The organism is Yoonia sp. F2084L (assembly GCF_023015625.1).
In the GTDB taxonomy this organism is placed as follows: Bacteria; Pseudomonadota; Alphaproteobacteria; order Rhodobacterales; family Rhodobacteraceae; genus Yoonia.
This window is the reverse complement of record NZ_JALKAH010000005.1, coordinates 361,636-386,550: the sequence shown is the minus strand read 5'-3', so window position 1 is coordinate 386,550 and position 24,915 is coordinate 361,636. Positions and strand designations below refer to the sequence as shown.

The following is a 24,915-nucleotide window of genomic DNA, read 5'->3' as shown; positions in this document are numbered from 1 at the left end:
AACACAACCTAGGCAAACGGATCTTTGGGGTATTTCACCCCCGCCAGATATAGTCCGTGCGGCGGGCAAACCGGACCGCAAGCACTACGGTCCTTTGCCGCTAAAGCAGCCCCAACCTCATCCGGCGTCCAAGCCCCCGCGCCAACGCGTTCCAAGGTGCCGACAAAGCTGCGCACCTGATTGTGCAGAAACGACCGCGCCCGGACATGAAACCGATACTCCGTGCCATGGGTGCGCGGAACCACTTCGACCCGCAGCTCATCCAATGTCTTCACCGGGCTTTTCGCCTGACAAATCGAAGACCGGAACGTCGTGAAGTCATGGTTCCCGATCAACTGATCCGCCCCTGCCTGCATCGCATCCGCATCCAGCGGATGGTTCACCCGCCACATCTGCCCGGCCTCTGATGTCAGAGGCGCGCGGCGCGACATCAGGCGAAACAGATACCTTCGTTCCACCGCATCAAACCGTGCGTGCCAATCATCGGCCACCAAAGCGCAGTTCAAGATCGCCACTGGCGCGGGCTTGAGATGGAAATTCAACGCCTCGGACAGGCGAAACGGGTCCCATTCCCGTTCCATATCGCAATGCGCCACTTGGCCCGTTGCATGAACACCCGCATCGGTGCGCCCAGCGGCAGCAATCGTGTGTTCGCGCGGTTCCAGCTTGGCCAAGGCCGCCTCAATCGCGCCTTGCGCAGACGGCTGATCGCTCTGCCGCTGCCACCCTGCAAAGGGGTCGCCGTGATATTCAACAAGAAGGGCGTAACGTGGCATCCGCCCCGATTAGGGGGAGCATCAGGCAAAATCAATCCCTACACATCGCCGTGGCGGACCCCTATCTTGCTATAAAGCATTGAAAGGGCCCATTTTGGTCATCTCCGCCATCGCCGATCAAATCGCACGTACCGTCGAAGGTGTTAGCGACACACTCACCGCACCTTTCGCCGATCCCGTGATCCGTCTTGGCGTGACGGGCCTGTCGCGCGCTGGCAAAACGGTGTTCATCACATCGCTGGTTGCCAATCTGATGGACCGGGGGCGGATGCCGCAACTGGAGGCTGCCGCCAGTGGTGCAATCCGCACAGCCTATCTGCAGCCGCAGCCAGACGACACCGTGCCGCGCTTTAATTATGAGGCCTATCTGTCACAACTCACCGCGCCGGAACCCAGCTGGCCTGATGGTACGCGCCAAATCAGCGAGCTGCGCCTGTCCCTGCGCGTACAACCCAGCGGCCTACTGTCCGGCATCTCTGGCCCACGCACGGTGCATATCGACATTGTGGACTACCCCGGTGAGTGGCTGTTGGACCTTGGGCTTTTGGACCAATCCTATGCAGAATGGTCAGAGGCGGCACTGGATCGCGCAAGAGGCCGTCCCGGCGGTGACGACTACGCTGCACTTGTGGCGGGTGTTGACCCGACCGTGCGACTGGACGAACCCGAAGCACTGGTGCTCGCCGAACGGTTCACCGCACACCTGCGCGAGGCACGTGAAGCCGGATTTTCTGACTGCTCGCCGGGTCGCTTCTTGCTGCCCGGCGACCTTGCCGGATCACCTGTGCTGACCTTTGCCCCGCTTCCCTCAGCACGCTATCCACGCGGATCGCTGGGACGCGAGTTTGAGCGGCGCTTTGAAAGTTATAAACGCAACATCGTGCGGCCATTCTTCCAAGACCATTTCGCCAAGATCGACCGTCAGATCGTGCTTGTCGATGTGCTGGGCGCGATCCATGCAGGTCCTGCCGCATTAGATGATCTGCGCAACGCAATGGCGCGCATCCTTGGGGCTTTCCGTCCGGGCCGTAACGATTTCCTGACCCGCATTTTCCAAGGACGCCGGGTTGAGAAAATTCTCTTTGCTGCAACCAAGGCAGACCATCTGCACCACAGCCAACATCCGCAACTGACCTCGATCACCGAAGCCTTGGTGCGCGAAGCCAAGGATCGGGCCGATTTTGCGGGGGCGCAAACCGGGGCAATGTCCATTGCGGCCCTGCGCACCACCGTAGAGGAAACCGTCGACCACGCCGATGGACCGCTTGATGTCGTGCGCGGACGTCTGCTGGAAAGCAACAAGCAAGCCGCCTTCTATCCCGGCAAACTGCCTTCTGATCCCGCGCATTTGCTGGCACCGGCCCGCGAAGGCTCTGACAAGTGGCTCGATGCCGACTATAGCGTGATGAGCTTTGCCCCCGCCCCGCTTGACCGCCGCCCCGGCGACGGCCCACCACACATCCGGCTGGATAAAGCCGCGCAATTTCTGTTGGGAGATCGGCTATGACCCGCGGACCGGTTCTGATTGACCTTGAAGGCACCGAAGCGGCCCGGCCCGACAGCGCCCCCGCTGTGCAAGATGACATCGACGCACCGCAGGGCGTTGCGATGCAACAGGTCGCAGCGCTGGCCGCGCGCAGGCCGTCAAGGCTCGCGCGTTGGTTCTGGTCCGTCGCGGTGGCACTGGTTGGTTTCGTGGTTTCACTTGCAGCGTGGGATTATGTCACGGGGCTTTTGGCGCGCTCACCGATCTTGGGCGGCATCGCGACGGCGCTGATCGGGTTACTGATATTGGTGCTGCTGATCATCGGATTGCGCGAACTGGCGGCCTTTGGACGTTTGCGCAAGCTCGACAGTATCCAGCATCAGGCAAAAGATGCGCTTGTCTCGCATGACCTTAAACAGGCACGCCGTGTCATCGGCGACCTCGAAGCGCTTTATGGCAATCGCGAGGATACGGCGTGGGGGCGGGCAGAGCTTAAGTCGCGGCAAAGCGAGGTGCTGGACGCCGATGGGCTGTTGGGCCTTGCTGAAACCACATTGCTGACCCCGCTCGACGCGCGCGCCCAGCGCGAAGTGGAAGCCGCAGCACGGCAAGTCGCCACCGTGACGGCGATTGTCCCACTTGCCCTGGCTGATCTGTTCACTGCCCTGACCGCAAACCTGCGGATGATCCGGCGGATCGCCGAGATTTATGGCGGGCGATCCGGCACCTTGGGCAGTTGGCGGCTGACACGTTCTGTCCTTACGCATCTGGTTGCGACCGGTGCTGTGGCCGTGGGTGATGATCTGATCGGATCAGTCGCCGGTGGCGGGGTCCTGTCCAAAGTATCCCGCCGCTTCGGCGAAGGTGTGATCAACGGGGCGCTCACCGCGCGCGTCGGCGTTGCCGCGATTGAGGTCTGCCGCCCGCTCCCGTTTCATGCATCAAAGAAACCATCCGTCAGCGGTCTGGTCGGCCGGGCGATGAGCGGTCTTTTCGGACGCAGTTAGTCAGGGCGTTGCGCAGCGGCCGCGGGTAAACTCAGTTGCACCGCCAATCCGCCAAGGTCCTCATCCTGCGACAGAATGATTTTGCCGCCATAGGCATGCACCAGATCAGAGGCGATCGCCAACCCCAGCCCCGTTCCGGGCTTGGATGTATCAAGGCGCTGACCGCTATCCATGGCGCGTGATCTTTCCTCTTTCGGGATACCCGGACCGTCATCGCTGATTGTGATCATTACCGTGCCTTGATCCGCTTGCGATGCGCTCAGGCGCACCTGCGACGCAGCCCATTTCAGCGCGTTATCCAGCAGGTTGCCCATGACCTCTTCAAAATCACTTTGGTCCATGCGGACACGCAAGCCTTCGTCAAACGTGGCTGAAAAGGTTTTGTCGCTGTTACGCGACAACGCTTCAAACGCACGTTTCATCCGGCCAAGGGCTGTGTCCAACTCAGTGACCACGCCAACCGCCCCATCGGTTCCGTCTGCACGCATCCGGGCAAAGGATCGTTTCAACTGCGCATCAAGCCGATCCAGCGCATCAATGGAATCCTGCACCGCGACACCCTTGGACCGCAGTGTATCCAACTCGTTGCGCATAATGGCCGACGGGGTCTTGATCGCATGGGCAAGGTCGGCGGCTTGCCGGCGCGATCTGCTCATGATTTCGCGGTTGCGATCCATCAAACTGTTGATGTCTGTGACCAGCGGGGCCACCTCAATCGGGTAGCTGTCGACGCTCAGGCCGTTCTCGTGTTCCCAGCGGGTCGAGACTTCTTTTCGCAGGGTATTGAGCGGTTGCAGGACAACGGCAACCTGCGCCAGCGCACCCAAAACCCCGACAAAGGCGATAATCGCAAAGGCGGTCAAAAGGGTCTGGCGCAGCTCTTGGGTGTCAGCTTCAAGACTACGCAAGGATGAGGCCACCTGAATATGCCACAACGACCCGTCGGGTAGTGTCAGCCATTCGGCAATGCCGAAAACCGGGTCGCCATTCGGACCACGATACTCGCGGGCAACGCGCCCCCCCTGAGTGGTATTGGGGCGCGGCAAAGATGCATCCACCAGCGAGGGTGATCTGTAAAGCTGGCCTTCGCTGCCCTCCACCTGCCAATACTGGCCTGAAAACGGACGTTGATAGACCGGATCGCCAATGGCGCGCACCAGATTGACCGCGCTGGCGCCGTTGTTTGAGACGGCAACCACCGCCTGACTGTGGCGGGCTTGCACAAGATCAGTAAAACGCGCCTGCGTCTGTGCCGTCATATACGATGAGATACCCGCCAGGCCGAGCACAATAATCACGACCGCCCACAGGATGCCGCCCGACACCGCCCGGGCGCGCAGCGACGTCATGCAGCCGCTTTGATCACATAACCACGACCACGTACCGTTTCGATCAGGTCATTGCCCAGCTTCTTGCGCAACCGGTTCACGAACACCGCAATCGTGTTGGAATCGCGATCGCCTTCATACTGATAAATATGCTCGGACAGTTCCGTGCGGGACACCAGACGGCCCGCGTTGTGGAACAGATAAGACAGCACCGCGATTTCCTGCGCGGTCAGGCTTGCCGGAACGCCGTTGACCATGACCTGATTGGTGCGGCTGTCAAAGCTGACCTCATCCTTGGTGAACACCGGGTTCGACTTACCTGCCTTGCGCCGGATCATCGCGCGCACACGGGCCGACAGTTCAGCCATGTGGAACGGTTTGGTGACATAGTCATCCGCACCCGCATCAAGCCCGTCAACACGGTCAGTCCAGTCATTGCGCGCTGTCAGCATCAAGATCGGCACATCATTTCCACCTGTCCGCAGGTTTCTAAGAACCGTCAGACCGTCCCGTATCGGCATGCCAATATCAAGTATGATCAGATCATAGGGCTCTGTTTCACCAAGATACTGGGCCTCCGCCCCGTCCGAGGCAATATCAACGGTCAGCCCTTCGGACTTCAACGTGTCCCTGATTTGGCCGGCGAGCACAGGCTCGTCTTCTGCAAGCAAAATACGCATGCGTTTGGGCTACTGCTGTCAGGTGGCAGAAATTTGGCGAGACTAAGACAAGGAGCACCTCTTGCGCCTGTTTTTCGTGAACAGTTTGGATGCATTGTTTTCGCTGCGAGAACAGATTGACAGAAATGTAATCATCGTTGACCCTTAAGGTGAAATGCTGACTAAATTCCCGACCATCTCCGAAACATCAGCCCGCTTTGCATGGGATATCCCTGAGCAATACAACATCGGCGTCGATATCTGCGACCGGCATGCAGGTCAGGCCCCCGACAAACCCGCGATCATTGATGTCGGTGAGGACGGCAGCGTCACCCAGACCAGTTTCGGCCAATTATGCGATTTGTCGAACCAACTGGCCAATGTACTAAAGAAAACGTCCATTCGCGGTGACCGGATTGCTGTACTGCTGCCACAGACCTTGGAAACAGCGGTGTCTCATATCGCGATCACCAAAATCGGGTGTATTTCACTGCCGCTGTTCACGCTTTTCGGCCCTGATGCACTCTTGCACCGCTTACAGGATTCGGGAGCAAGCACTGTGATTACAAACCGTGATGGGGCCCGTGTTCTCAGTAACCTTAGGCACAAGCTACCAGCGCTGAAACGGGTGCTTTCCATCGACGGTGCTGCTGAGAGTGTCGAGGATCTCCATGCGGCTTGCGCAGCACAATCAACCGCGTTCACACCCGTCGACACAAAGGCCGACGACCCCGCGATCCTGATCTACACCTCTGGCACAACCGGCGCGCCCAAAGGTGCGCTGCACGCCCATCGCGTCTTACTGGGCCATTTGCCCGGCGTCGAAATGAGCCATGATTTCTTTCCGCAACCGGGCGACAAAATCTGGACGCCCGCAGATTGGGCATGGATTGGTGGCTTGCTTGACGTGTTGATGCCCGCGCTGCACCACGGTGTGCCGGTGGTCGCCTGCCGCTTTCGGAAATTCACCGCAAAGGCCGCATTCGATCTGATCCGCGATCACGGCATCCAAAACGCTTTCCTGCCGCCTACGGCACTTAAACTCATGCGCCTCGACACACCAGATCAGCCCGTGCCCATGCGCTCGGTCGCCAGCGGAGGCGAGACCTTGGGCAAAGAACTGATCGCATGGGGCCAGCAGGTATTCGGAACAACGATCAACGAATTCTACGGCCAGACCGAATGCAACATGATCGTGTCGTCCTGTGCAGCACTGGAACCGGCGGAACCGGGGATCATGGGGTTCGCCGTCCCGGGCCATATCGTTGATATCATTGACGAAGATAGCGCCACGCTTTGCGATACCGGCGAGGAAGGTAGCATCGCCGTCCGCGCACCCGACCCGGTGATGTTTCTGGAATACTGTAACAACCCTGATGCCACCGCCGCGAAATTCATCGAAATCGCAGGTGAAAGATGGCTGCTAACCGGCGACAAAGGCTGCAAAACGCCTACAGGCCGCATTCAGTTCATCGGACGCGATGACGACATCATCAGTTCCGGCGGCTACCGCATTGGCCCGGCTGAGATCGAGGATTGCCTGCTGGCCCATCCCGCCGTGAAATTGGCGGGCGTAGTTGGCAAACCTGATCCAATCCGTGGGTCTGTCGTGGCCGCCTACATCCAGCTTGCGGCAGGTTTTGAGGGCTCGGACGATCTGGCGTCCGACATTGCGGCTCACGTCAAATCCAAACTCGCCGCTTACGAATTCCCCCGTGTCGTCCGTTTCATCGACGATATGCCGATGACCACAACTGGCAAGATTATCCGCGCCGACCTGCGGGCGCGCGCCGAAAAGGAAGCTGAAGATGAACAATGAAGTTGTCCTCTACCACGCTGCAAACGGCGTCGCGACGGTCACACTGAACCGTCCCGATCAACGTAACGCGATCAACCCTGAAGTCTGTGACGCCATCCGCGCGGCCTTTGATCAGGTCGAAACAGACCCGGACGTACGTGTTGCAATCCTCACCGGGGCTGGCACCCTGTTTTGTGCAGGGATGGATCTGAAGGCTTTCGCGGGTGGCGCTGGCGATACGATCCTGTTCGGCAAATACGGCTTTGGCGGCTTCGTCAAACGCCCACGCACCAAACCCGTGGTCGCCGCCGTTGAAGGTGCCGCCCTTGCTGGCGGGTTCGAGATGATGCTGGCCTGCGACATGGTCGTGGCCGGAACCTCAGCGCAATTCGCCTTGCCCGAGGTGCGTATCGGCCTGATCCCCGGGGCCGGTGGTGCGGTGCGCCTGCCGGTCTCAATCCCGCGTGTGCGCGCCAATGAAATTCTGCTCACTGGCAAACCCTTTAGCGCACAAGACGCCGCAGATTGGGGCGTGATCAATCGGGTGACAAATGACGGAGAGGCTTTGCAAACAGCCACCTCTATTGCCGCTGATATTGCCTCCAACGCACCACTTGCCGTGCGTCATACGCTGGCTATCGCCACTCGCGCCCATGCAGAAAACGATGCCGCTCATTGGTCCGAGAATGATCGTATCATCGCCGAAATCGGGCAAACCGCAGACGCCGCCGAAGGCGCGCGCGCCTTTATCGAAAAGCGTAAACCTGTCTGGCAAGGCAAGTAACGCCACGGCCCATTTGACAACCTGACCCGCACCGCGAAGATGAACGCAACGGAGGGCGTTCATATGCAAAGTGATGTCGTAATCATCGGGGCCGGTCTGGCCGGGCTTGTCGCTGCTAATGAGCTGATCGCGCGCGGCAAAACCGTCACGATCCTTGATCAGGAAGGGCGTCAGAACCTTGGCGGTCAGGCGTTCTGGTCGTTGGGTGGCTTGCTCATGATCGACAGCCCCGAACAGCGCCGGATGCGGGTGAAAGATAGTGTGGCACTGGCGACAAACGACTGGATGGGTTCGGCCCAGTTTGACCGCCCCGAAGACCACTGGCCGCGGCAATGGGCGCAGGCTTATCTGGACTTTGCAGCAGGCGAAATGCGGCCTTGGCTTTATAAGTTGGGGATGCGCTGGTTTCCGGTGGTCGGCTGGGCCGAGCGCGGCGGCAGCTTCGCCAATGGACACGGCAATTCCGTGCCGCGATTTCACATCACTTGGGGCACCGGACCCGGTGTGCTGCGTCCCTTTGAACAGCGCGTGCTTGAGGCCGAAAATCAAGGCAAAGTCACCTTCGGCTTTCGCCACCGCGTCACGGGGTTCGACATCACGAACGGCAAGATCGCTGGCATCACCGGCGACATCCTCGCCCCGGATAACGCCGCGCGCGGGGCCGCGACAAACCGAGACGTCATCGACAGTTTCGATATCCGCGCGACCCAGGTCATCGTCACCTCGGGCGGGATCGGCGGCAATTTCGATCTGGTGCGTCGCAACTGGGATGCTTCCAAATCAGGGCCATTGCCGGACAAGATGGTGTCGGGCGTGCCCGAACACGTCGATGGTCTGCTGCTGGATATCGTCAAAGACGCCGGGGCGGAGCTGATCAACACCGACCGTATGTGGCATTACACCGAAGGCGTGCAAAACTGGGATCCGATCTGGCCGCACCACGGGATCCGCATCCTGCCCGGTCCGTCCTCCATGTGGTTCGATGCAACAGGCGACAGGCTGCCTGCCCCCTGCATGCCGGGGTTTGATACCATGTCGACCCTGCATGAGATTTGCAGGCGAGGGCATGATCATACGTGGTTTGTGCTGACCCAAAAGATTATCGAAAAGGAATTCGCTTTGTCAGGGTCAGAGCAAAACTTCGACCTGACAGAGGGGGGCTGGAAGGACGTTCTGCAAGCCCGGTTGGGCAAGGGTGCAACGCCAGCAGTTGAGGCGTTCAAGGAAAAGGGTGAGGACTTTGTCGTCGCCAACGACTTCGACACGCTCGTCACAGGCATGAACCAACTTGGCGGTAACCTGATCGACGCGGGCAAACTGCGCGCGCAAATCGAAGCGCGGGATGCGCAAATCGACAACCCGTTCACCAAGGACGTGCAGATATCGGCGATCCACACAGCGCGGAACTACCTGGGCGACAAACTGATCCGCACCGCGAAACCGCACAAAATCCTTGACCCCAGCAAAGGCCCGCTAATCGCGGTCAAGCTGCATGTGGTCACACGCAAAACGCTGGGCGGTATCCACACCGATCTGGACGCAAAGGTCTTTGCGCCGGGCGGCCAAACGATCGACGGGCTTTTTGCAGCAGGCGAAGCGGCAGGGTTCGGCGGTGGTGGCTATCACGGCAACAACGCGCTGGAAGGGACGTTCCTTGGTGGGTGCATCCACTCCGGGCGGCGCGCTGGGCGGGCAGCGGGTTAGACCTAGGCTTGCCAATCGCGTGACACACCAATGATGTGCGATGTTTACGATTTAATGCACTGATTGAACGACGCCGCCTGAGCTTCCGAGACAAGCCCACCAGCTTTCAAGCCTTCCGCCTGAGCAGGCGTCAAAAACTTGTATAGATCACCGGATATTCCGGCATTCTGCCAACAAGTCTCGATCTTTGCGCGATCCGCAGGGCTGGTGGGGGTCGGCCCACCGCAACCCGCGAGCAACAAGACAATCGGCAATCCAACAATAGAAAATTTGTGCACGTTCATTCTCCTGCAATCACTGTGTCCTCGGTAACTGCCCGAAAGTTTCCAAGCAACCCACACTTTTTCGTTTGTCTGTGCGCAAAGTCACTGACGCTAGGTCATGTCGTGCATCATGCCTACGCAAAAGCGCGTGATATTAGGATCGCAATTTTCATGGAACCGTTGATCGGTCAGATTATTCTATACGGTGGCAACTTCGCCCCCCGGGGCTGGGCCTTTTGTGATGGGCAAGCCTTGGAGATTGCCGAAAACCAGTCATTGTTTGCAATCCTTGGCACAACCTATGGCGGCGACGGGCGCACAACATTCTGCCTGCCCGATATGCGGGGACGGGTCCCGATGCATGCAGGCGATGGACAAGGCCTGACACCACGCGACATCGGGCAGAAAATGGGGGCCGAGAGCGTCGCACTCACCGCCACCCAATTGCCCGAGCACCGGCACGAAATCTTTGTCTCTGACAGCGCTGCTGACACCGATCAGCCGTCAAACGCGTCACTCGGTGCGGCCAAGACATATGTGAACGCCTCTGACGGCACACATCGCCAAAAAAGCGAACCTAAAACAGCGTTGAACAGCAAGACAATCGGCCTTGCGGGCGGCAGTGCGCCGCATGAAAACATGCAGCCGACACTGTGCATCAATTACATCATCGCTGTGCAAGGTGCGTTCCCAACGCGCAACTAGGGCAACTCTGTCCTGCGGTGCCCGACGAAGATCACCAATCTGCCCCATTTTCGCTAAATTGTTTCGATTGTGTTAAGTCACACAGTTGACGATCACAATCCAGTTTAAGCTGGGTAAAATCGCTGATCGCACATTTACGAGTAAAGGCTCTTTTCCATGTTTGAACTTGCACCTGCCCAACCTTCCCGCGGCGACCTAGACTGGTGCTGGTACCTGCGGCGTCTTGGTAAGGGCGGCGAAACACTTGAACGCGCGTTGCACGACATTGGCGTGCTGCAGCCAGGCGGTTGGGCCTATTGGCAAGACAGCAAAATGACCGATACAGGCGCGCCGGTTGAGATGATGTTCATCGCAAACCAATCGTCGCTGTCACTGCGGACCGAGGTTGAAGACCCTGCAAAGGATCCTGCAGGCCGCGTCGCAAAAGCCTGCGATCTGATGATGCAATTCGGTGGCACACCCCCACCCGCCGCCTTGCGTGATGTGATCAGTGCTGTGCAAGGTGCTGGCCCGCTGCGGTTTGGCGCATGGTTGGGGCTTCACAGCGGCCCGGATGGGCTTGCCACGACGCTTTATGCCGAAGTGCCCGCAGAAGCCGCTGATCTGAGAGGGCTGATGCTGTCCGATCTTATTGCGCCTGTTTTTGATGATCTGGGCAGCGGCACCCGCATTACGATGCTGGGTTATCACAGCCAGACGGGTGAAGTGACGTTGTATTGCGAGACGGATCACGACTTTGCCGATGCCATTCCAAAGCTGGTCGCGCCGGCCGAAGTGCCCGCAGAACCATTGGTCTTTGAAATAGGGCTGATGTTGGACGCGGGTGTTGCTGATGCGCGCCAGAAAACAACGCTGCAATTCAACTACGCGCTCCACGACGGAAACGTGCCGCCAACCTTAACGCTGCTCCTGTCGTCAAAGGCGATCTTTGAGCACGACACAGTCATCGCAGACCGCGTCAAGAACTTCCCCGGTGACCACGTTGCGGCCTATACCGCACTGACGGATCAATTATTGCCTGCATCGCCAGGCAAAGCCCATCACGGTGATGTTGGATTTCTGGCTCGGAAAACACGGGGCCCGCTGGTCTCAATCGGGGTGGCGGCGCCTTGGGCCTGCCCTTTCGAAGACGGATAGTGCCGTGCAATGGTCACTTGCATCACGCAACTCTGTCGCATTCACGTAAAACTTTTGACAAATTGCTCGCACACAACCTATGCGAGCAAATCTTAAAGATGGCTAAAGCGGGAGTGTTCACGGGTGTCTGACAAAAAGAAAGTTGCCATTATCGGCGGGGGCGTCGGTGCCATCACAGCCGCCTATGCGATTACACAACAACCCAACTGGCAGGAAGACTATGATGTCACGCTTTATCAGCTAGGCTGGCGGCTTGGCGGCAAAGGTGCCAGCGGTCGCAACATGAAGCACGCGGGCCGGATCGAAGAACACGGTCTACACATCTGGGCCGGTTTCTATGAAAACGGCTTTCGTCTGATGCGCGACTGCTATGACCAACTGAACGCAACGGGTCTGCGCAGCCCTGATGCACCGCTTGGGACGCTGGACAAAGCGTTCACAGGGCTGAACCGCTTTCTTCTGGCCGAAGAGATCGAAAAAGACGGCGTGAAAGAGGTCCACCCCTGGTTCCTCGAATTCCCGCCCAACGACGAAATCCCCGGCACAGGCGGCGTGCTGCCAACCCCCTTTGCCTATTTCCAAATGGCCACAGAGGCGCTGATTGGCTTTATCGAGAAAATCCTCGAAGAGTTGGAAAAAGACGTCCCGCATACTTTGCCACCGCGTTTTGAAGGACCACTGAAGGCGCGAGGCGTCGCGCTCAAGAACCGCTCGCCACTGCACCACCTGCGTGACTATGCCAAGGCACTGCCAAAAAATGCCTTTGACCATACTGACAGTCAGACACAAACACTTGGCGGCATCGCAGATCATGCCCAGCAGTGGTTCGACGACCAGGCATTCCCCGAAGGTGTGCTATCGGACGAGGCGCGGCGCGCAAAATACCTGATCAGCCTGTCGCTTGCCTTTTTCCGGGGCACTTTGGACAGTGGACTCTTCCGCCACGGCTTTGACGCCATCGACGACTGGGAAATCAGCCAATGGCTGCTGAACTACGGGGCCAGCCCCGATGCCGTCTATTCGGCTGTTTTCCGTGGCTGCTATGACTACGTCTTCGGCTATCCCGGCGGCAACACGGACGAACGCAGCGTGGGCGCAGGCACAGCCATTCGCGGGCTTTTGCGGCTGGCCTTCACCTACAAAGGTTCGCTTTTCTTCAAGATGATGGCGGGCATGGGCGATACGATCTTTGGTCCCTACTACGAGATTCTCAAACATCGCGGCGTGAAGTTCAAATTCTTCAATGCGGCCACGCATTTGGCGCTGGATGACACGAAAACCTACATCGACCGGATCGACATGGTTGAGCAGGCCGCGACAAAATCCGGGGGTTACGACCCGTTTGTCGTGGTCAAAGACCTCAACTGCTGGCCGTCAGAACCGCTTTGGGATCAACTGGTTGACGGGACCAAGCTGGAAAAGTCCGGCGTCGATTTCGAATGCGAGAAAGAAGCGCCAACAGGCAAAGCCTATAGCCTGAAACGCGGCACCGACTTTGATGAGGTCATTCTGGGCGCATCGCTGGGATCGCTTCCCTATATGGCGAAAGAGCTGATCGCCGCCAGCAACCGCTGGAAGATGATGACCGAAAAGGTTGGCACAGTCGCCACCCACGCAGCCCAATTCTGGCTGAACCAAACCGCGTCCGAAATGGGTTGGAACGATCTGGTTGCCAAGCACAACATCGGCGACATCCCCGCCGACCTGAAAACCGTCATCACCAGCTTTGTTGAACCGCTCGACACTTGGGCGGATATGTCGGACCTGATCGGACGCGAGGATTGGCAAGACCCCGGTCCCAAATCCATCGCGTATTTCTGTAGTCCTGCCAAAGACGCCGGGACTGAGCCCGGTACGTTTGAAGACCGGGTGCTGGACTGGGCCAACAACGACCTGACACGCATGTGGCCCGGCGCACTGAAAAACGGCAAGTTCGACACGTCCCTGCTGGTTGCAGAAGGGGCCAAAACCGGCCCAGCCAAGTTCAAAGCGCAGTATTTTCGTGAGAACTTCTACGGCTCAGAACGCTATGTCCTGTCCGTGCCCGGATCAGTAAAATACCGCCTGCCCGCTGATGGCACCGGGTTTGAAAACCTCTTTATCGCGGGCGACTGGACACGATGTGGGATCAACGCGGGCTGCGTTGAAGCAGCAACCATCTCGGGTCTGGCTGCTGCGCGTGGACTGACAGGGGCCGACATCGAAATCGTCGGCGAAGGTGACATTGCACCAGATGCGGGTCCAACAGATGCAGCCAAACTGCAAAGCCCCTACGCGCAAAACGCCAACTGGCCGCTGACACCCTTCTTTGGGGTCGGTGAATTGGACGGCTTCTTCAGCTTCCATGCAGTTGACGCCAAAGAACTGGAAAAATGTCTACCCGCAGGCATGAAACTGCACCCGCAGTCGATCACACCCGAAGGCACGCATCCGGTGTCGATCCTTGCCAATCAGCAAATGGGCGTGCGGCCAACAATCATGCCCAAGCTGTTTGGGTTCCGCGACTATTATGAGGCGATCATTGCGATCAACTACGTACAGGTTGAGGGGCATGAAGGCGCTTATGCCTATCTGCCCAACCTCTATCTGAACAGCAAACTGCCGCAACTCGCCGGTGTCTGGTTCTACGGCTACAACAAACGGATGGGGCAGCTGGAGATGGGCAATAACCGCTATTCTGTGAAATCCGCCACAGGATCGCCCATCTGGTCTGGCAAATACGCCCAGCGCGACATGGCCCGCCCAATGACGGACTTTGCGACATTGGGGGCTGTTGACCGGCTTGCCAATCAAGTGGTGGTCACCAAGAACAAGCTTGGCAAATGGCAATTTTCCAATCTCGATTTCGGACTGACAGCGGCACATGGTGCTGGAATCCATGCACAAATTGATGTTCAGGATGCAGGCCTTGCCAATCTGCCAGCGGGGAAAATGATTGCCCAACCGCTTCAGCTACGCAATGATGCGGCCTCTGAAGGGCACGCGCTGCCCGGCGCGTTTCGTATCTGGACAAGCTGGACCCTTTCCAACCCATTCGACAGCGGGCGCATTGCGCGCTTGGAAGCTGCGAAAACACGCATATAGTGATCTGCGGGAGTAGGGGTGTAGCGATGAGCGAGCCAAAGGCAGGCAGCGCGACAACCGGCGGTGGAGAACGCAAGCAGATCACGGCGGTCTTTATGGACGTCGTGGGCTTTAGCGATATCGCCAGCACGGCTGATGCCGAAGACCTGCAGCAGTGGCTGGAAGAGTTCTATGCCCAAGCCAAGACAATCGTTGACGACCACGATGGCGAGGTCACCGAATACCTTGGGGATGGCATCGTCGCACTCTTTGGTCTGGCACGCGCGGATGAGCTTTCGGCCTCTAAGGCCGTGAACGCCGCGATGACGGCGATCCGCGATATTGACGCAGGCCGCAGCAAAGGTATCGACCTGAAACTGCGCATTGGCGTGGCAACGGGTGAGGTCGCTGTGCGCGCAAATGCGGGCCGTGAGAACCTGCCGCGCGCCACAGGTATGGTCACAACGCTTGCCCAACGCATTCAGGAACAGGCCACGCCGGGCACTGTCATGATTTCGCACAGCACCAAGCGCCTGTTGCGTGGTGTGATGGCGATGCAACCTTTCCCAGATCAAAAGCTTAAAGGCTTTGCCGAGGCGCAAACGCTGTTTCAGCCGCTGGCCGAAAAACCACGCACCGCACCGACCCAATCCTTTTTTGTCGGGCGCGATACCGAATTACAACGGATCAACGACAGCAAAGACCCCGTGCTTGTCATCGGACAGGCTGGCATAGGGAAATCCGCGCTGGCCCGGCATCTGGCCCAGCAATGCGGACAAGCGGCGATTTTTGCGGCTGATGGGGTGCACATCCGCGCCAGCTATCAACCCTTTGCGCAATGGCTGATGCAACTGACCGGCAGCACGCTGCCCGATTTCAGCGATCTGCAGGCCAGGTTCGCGGGGCTTTCCGACAGTGCCCTACATGCGCTGGCGCTGGTCTTGGGGCTGGCGGAAGGTCAGCGACTGCTGGCTGAACGCAGCAACGTGGCCCTCAAGGGACTGATCGAAGACAGCCTGTGGCAAGCAATCCGCGCGACCCAGTCAGACGGGCTTTTGGTTTTTGAAGACCTGCACTGGCTCGACAACGCAAGTTTCGGCGTGTTGGTTCATATCCTGCAAAGCGATGCGGCAAGCGACTATCAGATCCTGATGACCAGTCGTGAAGACACCAAAATCGGCAGATATCTGGGGCGACTGCCCGTGACGATCATTTCGCTCGAGGCGCTGACCGACACCGAAGCCGGGGTGATGCTGGACCGGCTGACCGAAGGAAGACCTGCCTCTGAAGACCGCGCCTTAGTGATTGAGCAGGCAGCAGGCATTCCGCTGTTCATTGAGCAACTGTTCAAACGCGCGGCGTCTGACCCGGCAAAGACCACCCAAGTGCCAGGCTCTTTGATGGATTTGCTGGCCGATCAGATCGACGCAACGGGTGCAGCCAAACCCGTGCTGCAATGCGCCGCCGTTATCGGCAAAACGTTCGACCTTGATATGCTGGGGGCCATCGCAACCGACCATGCCCCGCTTGCGGATCACCTGAAAGCTGCGTCCCAACAAGGCGTGCTGGAACAGGTCGATGACCACAACTGGACCTTCGCACATGCGCTGCTGCATCAGGCCGCTTATCAGGGCATGTTGCGCCGCACCCGCGAGACCTACCACGGCCAAATTGCAGCGCATTTGCAGGAAAACCACGCCGATGCAGTCATGCGCAACCCCGCTTTGCTGACCGATCACCTTAGCCTTGCGCAACAGCATGTTCCGGCCATCCAGAACTACTTGACCGTCAGCCAATGGGCCTTATTCCAAGGGGCTTTCGACGATGCAGAGGCGCATGTTCTCGCCGCCATCTCGCTTTGCGAACAAGCCCCTGCCGATGTTGACGTGCGTGCACTTGAAATCGCCTGCTACACAGCGCTCGGGTCCATCCGCATGCAAATTCAGGGGTTCACCGCAGAACCTGTGAAGGAGGCCTTTGAAACGGTGGCGACACTGGCAGCGGGGCAAAACGCCTATTCAGCGGCAAACGGTCCTGCCTTCTACGGCTGTTTCACCCATGCCATTATTTCCGCAGACAAAGCCGCCGCCAATCAATTCAGCGAGATGCTGCGCGAGGCGGCAGCGGCCGTCCCTGCGGAAGAAACCAACAATGAGCTGCGGCTTGCATCGCAGAACGTCGACACATCCTTGCATTTCTACGCCGGGGATTTTGACAAATCATCTGCCGAGTTTGCCGCACTGCGCGATATCTACGACATCACCAAGCACGGGGCGATGATCTCAAGCTACGGGGTGGACACCTTTGCCGCAGCACAGATGTTCGAAAGCGTCACACGGGCCATTTGCGGCGATGCGCATCTGATCCCGGACCTGATTGCCGAAACCGATGCGCACCAGAAACTGCTGAACATCCCGGTCATGCTGCCGTGGGCGCAAATCTGGGGGGCGGTCCCCCTCTATTATACCGGCCAGACGGACGCAGCCATCGCACGGGTAACATTGGGTTTGGAGACCGCAACCAGCCAGACAGCCGCCTTTTGGCAGGTTACAGGGGCGGCCTGGATGAACGTGATGAACCCTGCGCAAAGAGGCAGTCCGACAGGTCTGGCAGGCTTTGATCAGGTCATCAAAACGCATGAGGCGATCGGTGCGAATGTCGGGCTGCCCTATTTCCGGGCACATTACGCGCTGGCCTTGGCAGAGCACGACAAGGTTGATGCGGCCTATCAGGCCTCGCTTCAGGCGACACGCGAAAATGAGGCAAGCGGTCTGCACTGTTGGTACGCTGAGGTGCTGCGGATCCACGCGCAGATGTGCCTGTTGTCCGGGCGGCGTGACGATGCGCGCCGCTACCTGACAGAGGCGGTGGCCGTGGCCAGCGACCAAAACGCAAAGCTTTGGCATCTGCGGGCGCGGTTGGACCAACATCACGCAGGCCAGATCGGGCTGCAAGACCTAGAGGCGTCGCTGAACCAATTTGATGCGGCCGCCATGCTGCCTGAAATCAGTGAAGCACGGCAACTTTTGGCAAGCGCATGACACCCGAAAAACTGCTCAGCTACGACCTGCCGCTTTTTGACGGGCTCACGCCGTCTGACTTGGCCGATATTCCATTGGCCGCAAGCGAGCAAAAGCTTGATCCGTGGCAGACGATTTTTGATCAGGAAGACAGCTCATACGATCTGTATTTCTTGCTGTCGGGATCGCTGCTTGCGGTGTTTTGGACCACGCAAGGTCGCGAGATTGTCTTTTCAAGGTTCCCTATCGGGGCCTATTTCGGCGAATTGGCCGCCTTTGATGGCACCCCCCGATCCCTCGCGGTTGTCGCCAAAACGGATGCGACTGTATTGGCAATGAAACGGCAGTGTTTTCTGCAACTCTTCAATGAAGTACCGGTCATCAGGCAAGGGATCACGCAAAATCTGGTGGACCGCATCCGCACGCTGACGCGTCGCAACATGGAAATGACAACGCTGTCGGTGGAAGAACGGGTGTGCAAGTACCTGCTCCGATTGGCCGCGGAAGAGGGCAAGCTGACGCAAGGGGCCGTGATCGAGAACGCGCCAACGCATTCGGAAATTGCCGCATCCGTGGGCGCAAATCGCGAGATGGTCAGCCGGTCGATCAGCAAACTTTCCAAGCGGGGCGTGATCAAATCAGCGCGCCAAAGGATCGAGATTGTCGATCCAGAAGCGCTGTCAGATGAACTTGGCTAAATTAATCAGATTTTCATTTGATTTTGACAAAACTCATCCTTATTCGTAGTGACGTAAGGATGTGACAAGTGAAAGTAAGCGGTTTGGCACGCATTTTTAACATACTGGGTGGTGAAGTGACGTTGATGTTGGTCGGTGGCACCATCGGCCTTGTTTTTTTGATGATCAGCTAGTCAGGCACTGCTCGACAGGTATCTTCTGAACGTAAGATATCAGCTACTGAAACTATAGTTTCAGAGCAATTACGACATTTTCAAAAAATTCCCTTGGGGCAACACGCAGCCTTGGGTTAAACCACCGCCATTCGATTCCGAATCAAGGAGACTGCAATGACAAGAAAGGTTCTCACCCACCTCTGGTGCTAGTCGCCAGCTTGCAGTGTTGCTGCGCCCATGGGTGCTGCGCAAAATTCTCCAAAAGATTGTAGATCGGATACTTCAATGCATCCCCCGTTTTTCACTGTCGATCATAAGATCGGCCCCGATATTCATCACCAAAGTGACAGTAAACCTGTCATCCGGCGCAGCTTGCCTGACCGGCTGTCATTGCGGCCCAGCGCTTTGGGTTGGCCACCTGTGCCATTGTCAAACGCAGCGTTCACCGACAATGGTGCGTTGCATTTACCCAGCGGTGCCACACTGCAACCCAAGGCAATTCTGCGGGTTGTGCCACCGCCAGAGCGGACATGGCGCAACTTTGTCGGTCGGTTATTGATCCGCGTCGGGCAACGCATGATCATGGAAAACCGCGCCTGAGGGAATTGACCCTCGGCGCGGAACCCTTACCTAACAGGGACATGATTATATAAAGGATGGCGCATGTTCCTTCGTTTTGCCGCAACGCTTCTTTCCACGCTCGCCGCATTGCCCGTCGCCGCAGCCTGCGTCGGTGAAAGCTATCTTGATCGCATGTCGGACGCGCAACGATCCGAACTTTCCGCAGCCGTGGCAGACATGCCCTACGCTGAAGGGCTGATCTGGACTGCCGCAAAAGATGACGCGACAATCACTGTCGTTGGCACCATGCATATCTTTGACGAACGGCTTGAAAAGTTGCGCGCGCAGCTGACTGAGACCGTCACAAACGCTGATCTGATCATACTCGAAGCAACGCCCGAGGAAGAGGCCAAACTGCAAGAATTGCTGGTCTCTGAACCCGATCGCTTGTTCATAGTGGACGGACCAACCCTGCCTGAACTGCTGGATGAAGACACTTGGCAAATGATCGCAGCAGCCGCAACGGAACGTGGGATTCCATCATTCATGGCCGCAAAAATGCAGCCTTGGTACCTGTCCCTGACACTCGCCATTCCGACCTGCGCGATGGCGGACATGATGGCGGGTGTGCGCGGGCTTGATCATATGATCATTCAGGATGCAGAGGCCGCGGGAATCCCGATGCAAGCGGTTGAGCCCTACACCACGCTTTTTGATATCTTCAAAGATGACAGCTTTGACGAACAGGTCGATATGCTGCGTGTCGGAATGCTGGTCCCTGACCTGCAAGAACAGATGTTTGTGGCGATGCTGGACCGCTACTTTGCCGAAGATGTGGGTCGCCTGTGGGAAATGTCGCGCATCGCCGTCAGTGATGTGCCAGATCTCGACCCCGCCGAAGGTGAAGCGATGTTCGCCGAGATGGAAGAAGCGCTGTTAAACGAACGTAATCGCAACTGGATCCCCGTTATCGCGGAGGCCGCGGCAACAAACAACGACATTGTCGTGGCGGTCGGTGCGGCGCATTTGATCGGAGACGAGGGTGTCTTGCAACTGCTGGAAAACGAAGGCTGGACGCTGACACGTGAGGCGGTGCAGTAGCAAAGGAATTTCCAGAAATTCCTTCGTCCAACCAACAATTTTCGCCGAAAATTGTTGGTTTCAAACATCCCCGTAGTCTGCCAACCCCTTGTGCCCCGCATCGGTCAATGAATAGACCCCGCGCGACACCCGCATGAACCAACCATAATGGTCCGCTGCCATGATCTGCGTCGCCTGCGGCACCTCGGCCCATGCCTTGACCTGCGCGCCCTTCGATGGCCCATGCACCGCCAAAAACCGCGCACAGCGCAGCGCATCCTGCCGGTACCCGGTGACGATACCGTGCCGTGTCGCACCCCCTTCATTGGGGTCGCCCTGCAAACGATCAAAGGCCCGCAAGAGCCGGGTCTTTTTCTTTTTCGATTGCCGGGCAGCGTAGGGGCCCGGGTCGGCCAGCACCTCAACATGTCCATCGCGCAAGCGCACGGTCATCACACCAAGGCCTGCGCGCCGTGCCAGTTTGACATTTGCCTTCAGCGCCTTGGCTTGCCCGCCAGCAGGGACAGCCAGATAAACATGATCCGTGGTCAAAAGCCGCTCAACGCCCTGATGAAACAGCGCCAGTGAAAACCCAAGCTTGAGCTCCACCACCACCAGATCATCGCCACGGCGGCCCACGACATCCGCCGCACCGACCTCGCCTTTCACCGCATAGCCCTGTCGCTGCAAATAGGCCTTGATGGGGGGATAAAGATCAGCCTCGCGCGCTTTGGTCATTCCGGCAAACGCTCTGATTTAACAGAGTAGCAAAACGTAGCCTTGCACCCCGAAAACCGCTTTATTGTTGTATCCATTGACCTTACGCTCATGGGAACAACATGCTTAACGGACAGGTCATATTCAAATGAAAAACGTCTTTGCACTTGGCACAATCATACTGACACTCTCAGCCTGTGGTGGAGCCGGAGACGGCGACGATGTTACACGAGCACAGGCCTCAACCGGATTTGCCACCGGACCGGGCGACGATCCAAGGGACGTCACCTTCAACGCGGTCAACACGCCGGTCATCACATTGAGCGGATCAGAGGTCAGCAGTGCCTTACAAACAGTTGCGGTTCGGCTTTCTGCAGACGGTCAGACACTGTTCCTGGAAGCCAATGGCGCGCAATTCGAACTGGCACGCCAAGTCGACGATGAAGGCGATATCGTTTATGGCGACGTCGATGCAGACGGCGCTATCGCAAGCGTTGTTGAGCAATCAGCCGTCTTACCGGTCAACATTTACACCATTGGCGTTAACAACGGTTCCGGTCAGGCGGCTGTTGGCATTGTGCCCGTTGGTTTTGATACGGACCCCGCAACAGTCGCGGCTACTGGCGGCTCGGTCGAATATACGGGCGGCGCCCTTATGATCGCAGCCCAAAATCAAAATGGTGCCATTGAATCCACCACCCTTGACGGGGCCTTCAGCCTGACCGCTGACTTTGACTCTGCCCGATCTGTCAGTGGTAATATCGCATTCAATGCAACCGACCCCGGTGACGGAATTGAACTGCCCGCCTTTGCGGTGGATCTGCGCCCCGGCGCGATAGATGGCAATCGGTTCAGCGGTCTTGTAACACTGCAACCCGGTGAAGACCTTGGCGGCTTTCGCGCACTGGAGCTGGCAGAATATAACGGCCGGTTCTATGGTGTCGCAGCGGATGATGTTGCAGGCACCTTGACCGGGCGCATTGTTGAAGCGGGCCAAGCGCCGATCCAACTGCAAGGTATTTTTGTCAGCTCCGACATACCGTAATCGCCACAGGTAAGCCCCGCCGCCAATGGCAACGGGGCCTTTCACTATCTGCCTCCTAAACGGCCCGGAAACTTCGGTGGTCTGCGATCAAACCGCTTGTCGCGGGTCACGCCGACAGGCGCACGCGGTGGTGCACCTTTTGGGTCAGGCCGCCCAGCGCGGCGGTTTTTTGTTGCAGGCATAGGGTTCAGACCCGGCTTGCGGGGTTTTGGGGTTTTATGGGGCATCTTGTGCACCTCTCATCTGAAATTGGTCATCGGGCCAAACGGCCAAGCGGTTCGCCAAAACGGCGTTACGGCGTCATGTCCATTGTCAGGGTGCTCCTCTGTCGGAATGCGTGCGGGCTGTCACAGCCACGGGTCAATGCGAGCGGGTTAAACTAGCTTGTCCATTGTCAGCGTCCTCCTTTTGAGTGGCCGCATAATACATAATCGCCTCTTTCGGTCAAACGGACGGGATGGGGTGACAGTCAGAACCCGCCCTTCTATATACGGGGCCAAGTTTGATCCCATTGAAAGTGACGCACATGACAACCCTTGTATTTGGCCACAAATCCCCTGACACCGACAGCACCGGGTCCCCGCTTATTTGGGAATGGTTTCTGAACCACACCGGGATCGCGGCGAAAGCGGCCCTGCTGGGTGCGCCAAACACAGAAGCGGCATTCGTGGCCAAACGCTGGGGCTTTGATCTGCCAGAGATCATCAAGGACGTCGAAGACGACCAGTCCTGCGTCATCGTCGATACCAACAACCCCGCTGAGTTGCCTGCCAACATCAACAACGCCGATGTGCTCGCAGTCATCGACCACCACATGCTGGCTGGTGGCCTGCAAACCAAGAAACCGATCAACATGACGATCCGGCCCCTGGCCTGCACCGCCACGATCATGCATCAGATGATGGGCGATCATGCCGGCCACATGCCCGAGGGGATCAAAGGCCTGATGCTGTCTTGCATCCTGTCCGACACGCTCGCGTTCCGCTCACCCACTACAACCGAGATGGATAAGGACGTCGCCGAAGCATTGGCCAAAGACCTCAAGATCGACATCGAAAAATACGCAGGCGAGATGTTTGAGGCAAAATCAGATGTCTCTGCTTTCTCTGATGCAGAGCTTTTGCGTATGGACAGCAAGGAATTCGACATCGACGGCAAGAAATTCCGTGTGTCCGTGCTGGAAACCACAGCGCCCAAGATCGTGCTGGACCGCAAAGCATCGTTGATGGAAGCCATGCCAAAGGTCGCCAAGGAAGATAAGGTGGACGAAGTCCTGCTGTTCGTCGTGGACATCATCAAGGAAGAAGCCACGCTGCTGATCCCCAATGACATGGTGAAAACAGTGGCCGAAAAATCCTTTGACGCGACAGTCGAAGGCGACAGCGTGGTCCTGCCCGGCGTGATGAGCCGGAAAAAGCAGATCATTCCGGCGCTCAAAGTCTGAACCGATGCAGTCCCGGGCCTGAGCCTGGGGCCCTCGTTTGCAGCGAAGCCGGACCGTTCATAAAGGTTACCAAATGACCCAGATTATCGACCAATTCTCCGAAATCTCGGGGCAGTATGACGCGGCTTTCGTGGACCTTTGGGGCTGCATGCACAACGGGATCGAAGCTCTGCCCGGTGCGGTCTCTGCCATGCAAAAGTACCGCGCCGCCGGTGGGATTGTGGTGCTTGTCACCAACTCCCCCCGCCCTTGGGATAGTGTGGCGCGGCAGATCAACGGCTTTGGCGTGCCGGATGATGCATGGGACGCGATTGCCACGTCGGGCGACAGCGCGCGGGCGGCCATGTTCCGTGGCATTGTGGGCGAAAAGATCTGGTTTATGGGCGAAAGCCCGCGTGACGATGATTTTTTCAAGCCACTGCAAATCATCGAGAACCCGGTGAATATCCAGAAGGTTCCACTGGATCAGGCCGAAGGCATCGTATGTTGCGGCCCCTTTGATCCATTGGCGGATGTGGATGTGAACCGGCCCGAATTCCTCTACGCCAAGACCAAGGGGCTAAAGCTATTATGCGCCAACCCCGATATCGTCGTGGACCGTGGTGAGGTGCGCGAGTGGTGTGCGGGCGCATTGGCTGCGCTCTATACGGAAATGGGCGGCGAAAGCCTCTATTTCGGCAAACCACACCCGCCCATCTACGACCTCGCGCGGCGCAGGCTTGCGGCATTGACCAACGCGCCATCGGATCCGCGTATCATCGCCATCGGTGATGGGATCGGGACCGATATCCTTGGCGGGGTGCAAGAGGATCTGGACGTCTTATTCATCTCTGGCGGATTGGCCGCCGCTGAAACGAAGACCGATACGCAGCCTGACCCAGAGGCATTAACCAGTTACCTCAATTCTCAGCAAATGAGCGCGACCTACACAATCGGGCATCTTCGCTAGAGGAATCACTTGATTTTTCTGCATCCGCAAAGTAATAAAATTTCAATATCGTTGTGATACTGGACTTTTTGTTACCTTATGGAGCCTGACATGTTGGATAACGCACCCCGCGGCACGATCTGCATCGAAGATATCGAAATCGGCATGACACGGTCGCTTCGCAAGGTGATCACCGACCGCGATATTGAGATGTTTTCTGAAGTTTCGACAGATCGGAACCCGGTGCATTTGGACGAAGACTATGCACAGGACACCATCTTTGGCGGGCGCATCGCGCATGGTATGCTGACCGCTGGTCTGGTCAGCGCCGTGATTGGCGAACAGCTGCCGGGGCATGGCACGGTGTATCTGGGGCAGAGCCTGAAATTCCTCGCCCCGGTGCGCCCCGGTGACATGGTTCTGGCGGAGGTTGAAGTGACCGAGATCGACCATTCCAAGCGTCGGGTGACAATGAACACGCGCTGTCTGGTGAATGACAAAAAGGTGCTGGTTGGCGATGCCACCGTTCTGGCACCATCACGCAAATTCGACTAACG

The 24,915-nt window shown here is 57.9% G+C and carries 20 protein-coding genes; 16 read left to right on the top strand and 4 right to left on the bottom strand.

Features of this window, described 5'->3' with window-relative positions; translation table 11 throughout:
- Positions 1–8: 8 nt before the first annotated feature.
- Positions 9–776, bottom strand: a complete 768-nt coding sequence (truA, locus tag MWU60_RS15990; RefSeq protein WP_247228380.1) for a tRNA pseudouridine(38-40) synthase TruA — start codon at positions 774–776, stop codon at positions 9–11.
- A gap of 94 nt (positions 777–870) precedes the next feature.
- Between truA and MWU60_RS15985 the strand changes: the two genes are divergently transcribed.
- Both MWU60_RS15985 and MWU60_RS15980 read left to right on the top strand, forming a co-directional pair.
- Positions 871–2,283 carry a YcjX family protein gene (locus MWU60_RS15985; RefSeq protein ID WP_247228379.1) on the top strand — a complete coding sequence of 471 codons (1,413 nt, stop codon included), beginning with the start codon at positions 871–873 and terminating at the stop codon, positions 2,281–2,283.
- Entirely contained in the window at positions 2,280–3,269 is a 990-nt protein-coding gene (locus MWU60_RS15980; RefSeq protein ID WP_247228378.1) for a TIGR01620 family protein, read from the top strand. The genes MWU60_RS15985 and MWU60_RS15980 overlap by 4 nt, the downstream gene beginning before the upstream one ends.
- On the opposite strand, the gene MWU60_RS15975 is transcribed toward MWU60_RS15980, so the two are convergent.
- Entirely contained in the window at positions 3,266–4,618 is a 1,353-nt protein-coding gene (locus tag MWU60_RS15975; protein ID WP_247228377.1) for an ATP-binding protein, read from the bottom strand. The two genes, MWU60_RS15980 and MWU60_RS15975, sit on opposite strands and share 4 nt — an antisense overlap.
- The gene (locus MWU60_RS15970; protein ID WP_247228376.1) at positions 4,615–5,277 is read right to left on the bottom strand and encodes a response regulator transcription factor; all 663 of its coding nucleotides are present in this window, start codon (positions 5,275–5,277) and stop codon (positions 4,615–4,617) included. The genes MWU60_RS15975 and MWU60_RS15970 overlap by 4 nt, the downstream gene beginning before the upstream one ends.
- 154 nt (positions 5,278–5,431) lie before the next feature.
- Between MWU60_RS15970 and MWU60_RS15965 the strand changes: the two genes are divergently transcribed.
- From MWU60_RS15965 to MWU60_RS15920, 10 genes are all read left to right on the top strand, one after another.
- Positions 5,432–7,075 (top strand): AMP-binding protein, encoded by a 1,644-nt coding sequence (locus MWU60_RS15965; protein WP_247228375.1) that lies wholly within the window; start codon positions 5,432–5,434, stop codon positions 7,073–7,075.
- Positions 7,065–7,838, top strand: a complete 774-nt coding sequence (locus MWU60_RS15960; RefSeq protein ID WP_247228374.1) for a crotonase/enoyl-CoA hydratase family protein — start codon at positions 7,065–7,067, stop codon at positions 7,836–7,838. The genes MWU60_RS15965 and MWU60_RS15960 overlap by 11 nt, the downstream gene beginning before the upstream one ends.
- 39 nt (positions 7,839–7,877) lie before the next feature.
- Positions 7,878–9,542 (top strand): FAD-binding dehydrogenase, encoded by a 1,665-nt coding sequence (locus tag MWU60_RS15955; protein ID WP_247228373.1) that lies wholly within the window; start codon positions 7,878–7,880, stop codon positions 9,540–9,542.
- A 434-nt stretch (positions 9,543–9,976) separates the two neighbouring features.
- Entirely contained in the window at positions 9,977–10,510 is a 534-nt protein-coding gene (locus MWU60_RS15950; RefSeq protein WP_247228372.1) for a tail fiber protein, read from the top strand.
- 156 nt (positions 10,511–10,666) lie between these two features.
- Complete coding sequence (locus tag MWU60_RS15945; protein WP_247228371.1) at positions 10,667–11,647, top strand: hypothetical protein; 981 nt, start codon at positions 10,667–10,669, stop codon at positions 11,645–11,647.
- Between the two features lie 123 nt (positions 11,648–11,770).
- Positions 11,771–14,731 (top strand): NAD(P)-binding protein, encoded by a 2,961-nt coding sequence (locus tag MWU60_RS15940; protein WP_247228370.1) that lies wholly within the window; start codon positions 11,771–11,773, stop codon positions 14,729–14,731.
- Positions 14,732–14,757: 26 nt separating this feature from the next.
- On the top strand, positions 14,758–17,751 hold the full coding sequence (locus tag MWU60_RS15935; protein ID WP_247228369.1) for an adenylate/guanylate cyclase domain-containing protein: 2,994 nt from the start codon (positions 14,758–14,760) through the stop codon (positions 17,749–17,751).
- On the top strand, positions 17,748–18,428 hold the full coding sequence (locus MWU60_RS15930) for a Crp/Fnr family transcriptional regulator (RefSeq protein WP_247228368.1): 681 nt from the start codon (positions 17,748–17,750) through the stop codon (positions 18,426–18,428). Before MWU60_RS15935 ends, MWU60_RS15930 begins: the two co-directional genes overlap by 4 nt.
- Positions 18,429–18,868: 440 nt before the next feature.
- Entirely contained in the window at positions 18,869–19,183 is a 315-nt protein-coding gene (locus MWU60_RS15925) for a hypothetical protein (RefSeq protein ID WP_247228367.1), read from the top strand.
- A gap of 63 nt (positions 19,184–19,246) precedes the next feature.
- On the top strand, positions 19,247–20,245 hold the full coding sequence (locus MWU60_RS15920) for a TraB/GumN family protein (protein WP_247228366.1): 999 nt from the start codon (positions 19,247–19,249) through the stop codon (positions 20,243–20,245).
- A gap of 60 nt (positions 20,246–20,305) precedes the next feature.
- On the opposite strand, the gene MWU60_RS15915 is transcribed toward MWU60_RS15920, so the two are convergent.
- Entirely contained in the window at positions 20,306–20,962 is a 657-nt protein-coding gene (locus MWU60_RS15915; RefSeq protein WP_247228365.1) for a DUF2161 family putative PD-(D/E)XK-type phosphodiesterase, read from the bottom strand.
- A gap of 127 nt (positions 20,963–21,089) precedes the next feature.
- On the opposite strand from MWU60_RS15915, the gene MWU60_RS15910 reads away from it, so the two are divergent.
- From MWU60_RS15910 to MWU60_RS15895, 4 genes are all read left to right on the top strand, one after another.
- Complete coding sequence (locus tag MWU60_RS15910) at positions 21,090–21,986, top strand: transferrin-binding protein-like solute binding protein (protein ID WP_247228364.1); 897 nt, start codon at positions 21,090–21,092, stop codon at positions 21,984–21,986.
- Positions 21,987–22,512: 526 nt separating this feature from the next.
- Entirely contained in the window at positions 22,513–23,430 is a 918-nt protein-coding gene (locus MWU60_RS15905) for a manganese-dependent inorganic pyrophosphatase (RefSeq protein WP_247228363.1), read from the top strand.
- Between the two features lie 73 nt (positions 23,431–23,503).
- Positions 23,504–24,379 (top strand): TIGR01459 family HAD-type hydrolase, encoded by an 876-nt coding sequence (locus tag MWU60_RS15900; protein ID WP_247228362.1) that lies wholly within the window; start codon positions 23,504–23,506, stop codon positions 24,377–24,379.
- 90 nt (positions 24,380–24,469) lie between these two features.
- Positions 24,470–24,913 (top strand): MaoC family dehydratase, encoded by a 444-nt coding sequence (locus MWU60_RS15895; RefSeq protein WP_247228361.1) that lies wholly within the window; start codon positions 24,470–24,472, stop codon positions 24,911–24,913.
- The last annotated feature ends 2 nt before the right edge of the window (positions 24,914–24,915 follow it).

Bases quoted from the DNA above. Each gene is read 5' to 3' on its own strand.
- truA (WP_247228380.1), bottom strand. From the start codon at position 776: ATGCCACGTTACGCCCTTCTTGTTGAATATCACGGCGACCCCTTTGCA.
- MWU60_RS15980 (WP_247228378.1), top strand. From the start codon at position 2,280: ATGACCCGCGGACCGGTTCTGATTGACCTTGAAGGCACCGAAGCGGCC.
- MWU60_RS15975 (WP_247228377.1), bottom strand. From the start codon at position 4,618: ATGACGTCGCTGCGCGCCCGGGCGGTGTCGGGCGGCATCCTGTGGGCG.
- MWU60_RS15970 (WP_247228376.1), bottom strand. From the start codon at position 5,277: ATGCGTATTTTGCTTGCAGAAGACGAGCCTGTGCTCGCCGGCCAAATC.
- MWU60_RS15965 (WP_247228375.1), top strand. From the start codon at position 5,432: ATGCTGACTAAATTCCCGACCATCTCCGAAACATCAGCCCGCTTTGCA.
- MWU60_RS15960 (WP_247228374.1), top strand. From the start codon at position 7,065: ATGAACAATGAAGTTGTCCTCTACCACGCTGCAAACGGCGTCGCGACG.
- MWU60_RS15955 (WP_247228373.1), top strand. From the start codon at position 7,878: ATGAACGCAACGGAGGGCGTTCATATGCAAAGTGATGTCGTAATCATC.
- MWU60_RS15950 (WP_247228372.1), top strand. From the start codon at position 9,977: ATGGAACCGTTGATCGGTCAGATTATTCTATACGGTGGCAACTTCGCC.
- MWU60_RS15945 (WP_247228371.1), top strand. From the start codon at position 10,667: ATGTTTGAACTTGCACCTGCCCAACCTTCCCGCGGCGACCTAGACTGG.
- MWU60_RS15935 (WP_247228369.1), top strand. From the start codon at position 14,758: ATGAGCGAGCCAAAGGCAGGCAGCGCGACAACCGGCGGTGGAGAACGC.
- MWU60_RS15930 (WP_247228368.1), top strand. From the start codon at position 17,748: ATGACACCCGAAAAACTGCTCAGCTACGACCTGCCGCTTTTTGACGGG.
- MWU60_RS15925 (WP_247228367.1), top strand. From the start codon at position 18,869: ATGCATCCCCCGTTTTTCACTGTCGATCATAAGATCGGCCCCGATATT.
- MWU60_RS15920 (WP_247228366.1), top strand. From the start codon at position 19,247: ATGTTCCTTCGTTTTGCCGCAACGCTTCTTTCCACGCTCGCCGCATTG.
- MWU60_RS15915 (WP_247228365.1), bottom strand. From the start codon at position 20,962: ATGACCAAAGCGCGCGAGGCTGATCTTTATCCCCCCATCAAGGCCTAT.
- MWU60_RS15910 (WP_247228364.1), top strand. From the start codon at position 21,090: ATGAAAAACGTCTTTGCACTTGGCACAATCATACTGACACTCTCAGCC.
- MWU60_RS15905 (WP_247228363.1), top strand. From the start codon at position 22,513: ATGACAACCCTTGTATTTGGCCACAAATCCCCTGACACCGACAGCACC.
- MWU60_RS15900 (WP_247228362.1), top strand. From the start codon at position 23,504: ATGACCCAGATTATCGACCAATTCTCCGAAATCTCGGGGCAGTATGAC.
- MWU60_RS15895 (WP_247228361.1), top strand. From the start codon at position 24,470: ATGTTGGATAACGCACCCCGCGGCACGATCTGCATCGAAGATATCGAA.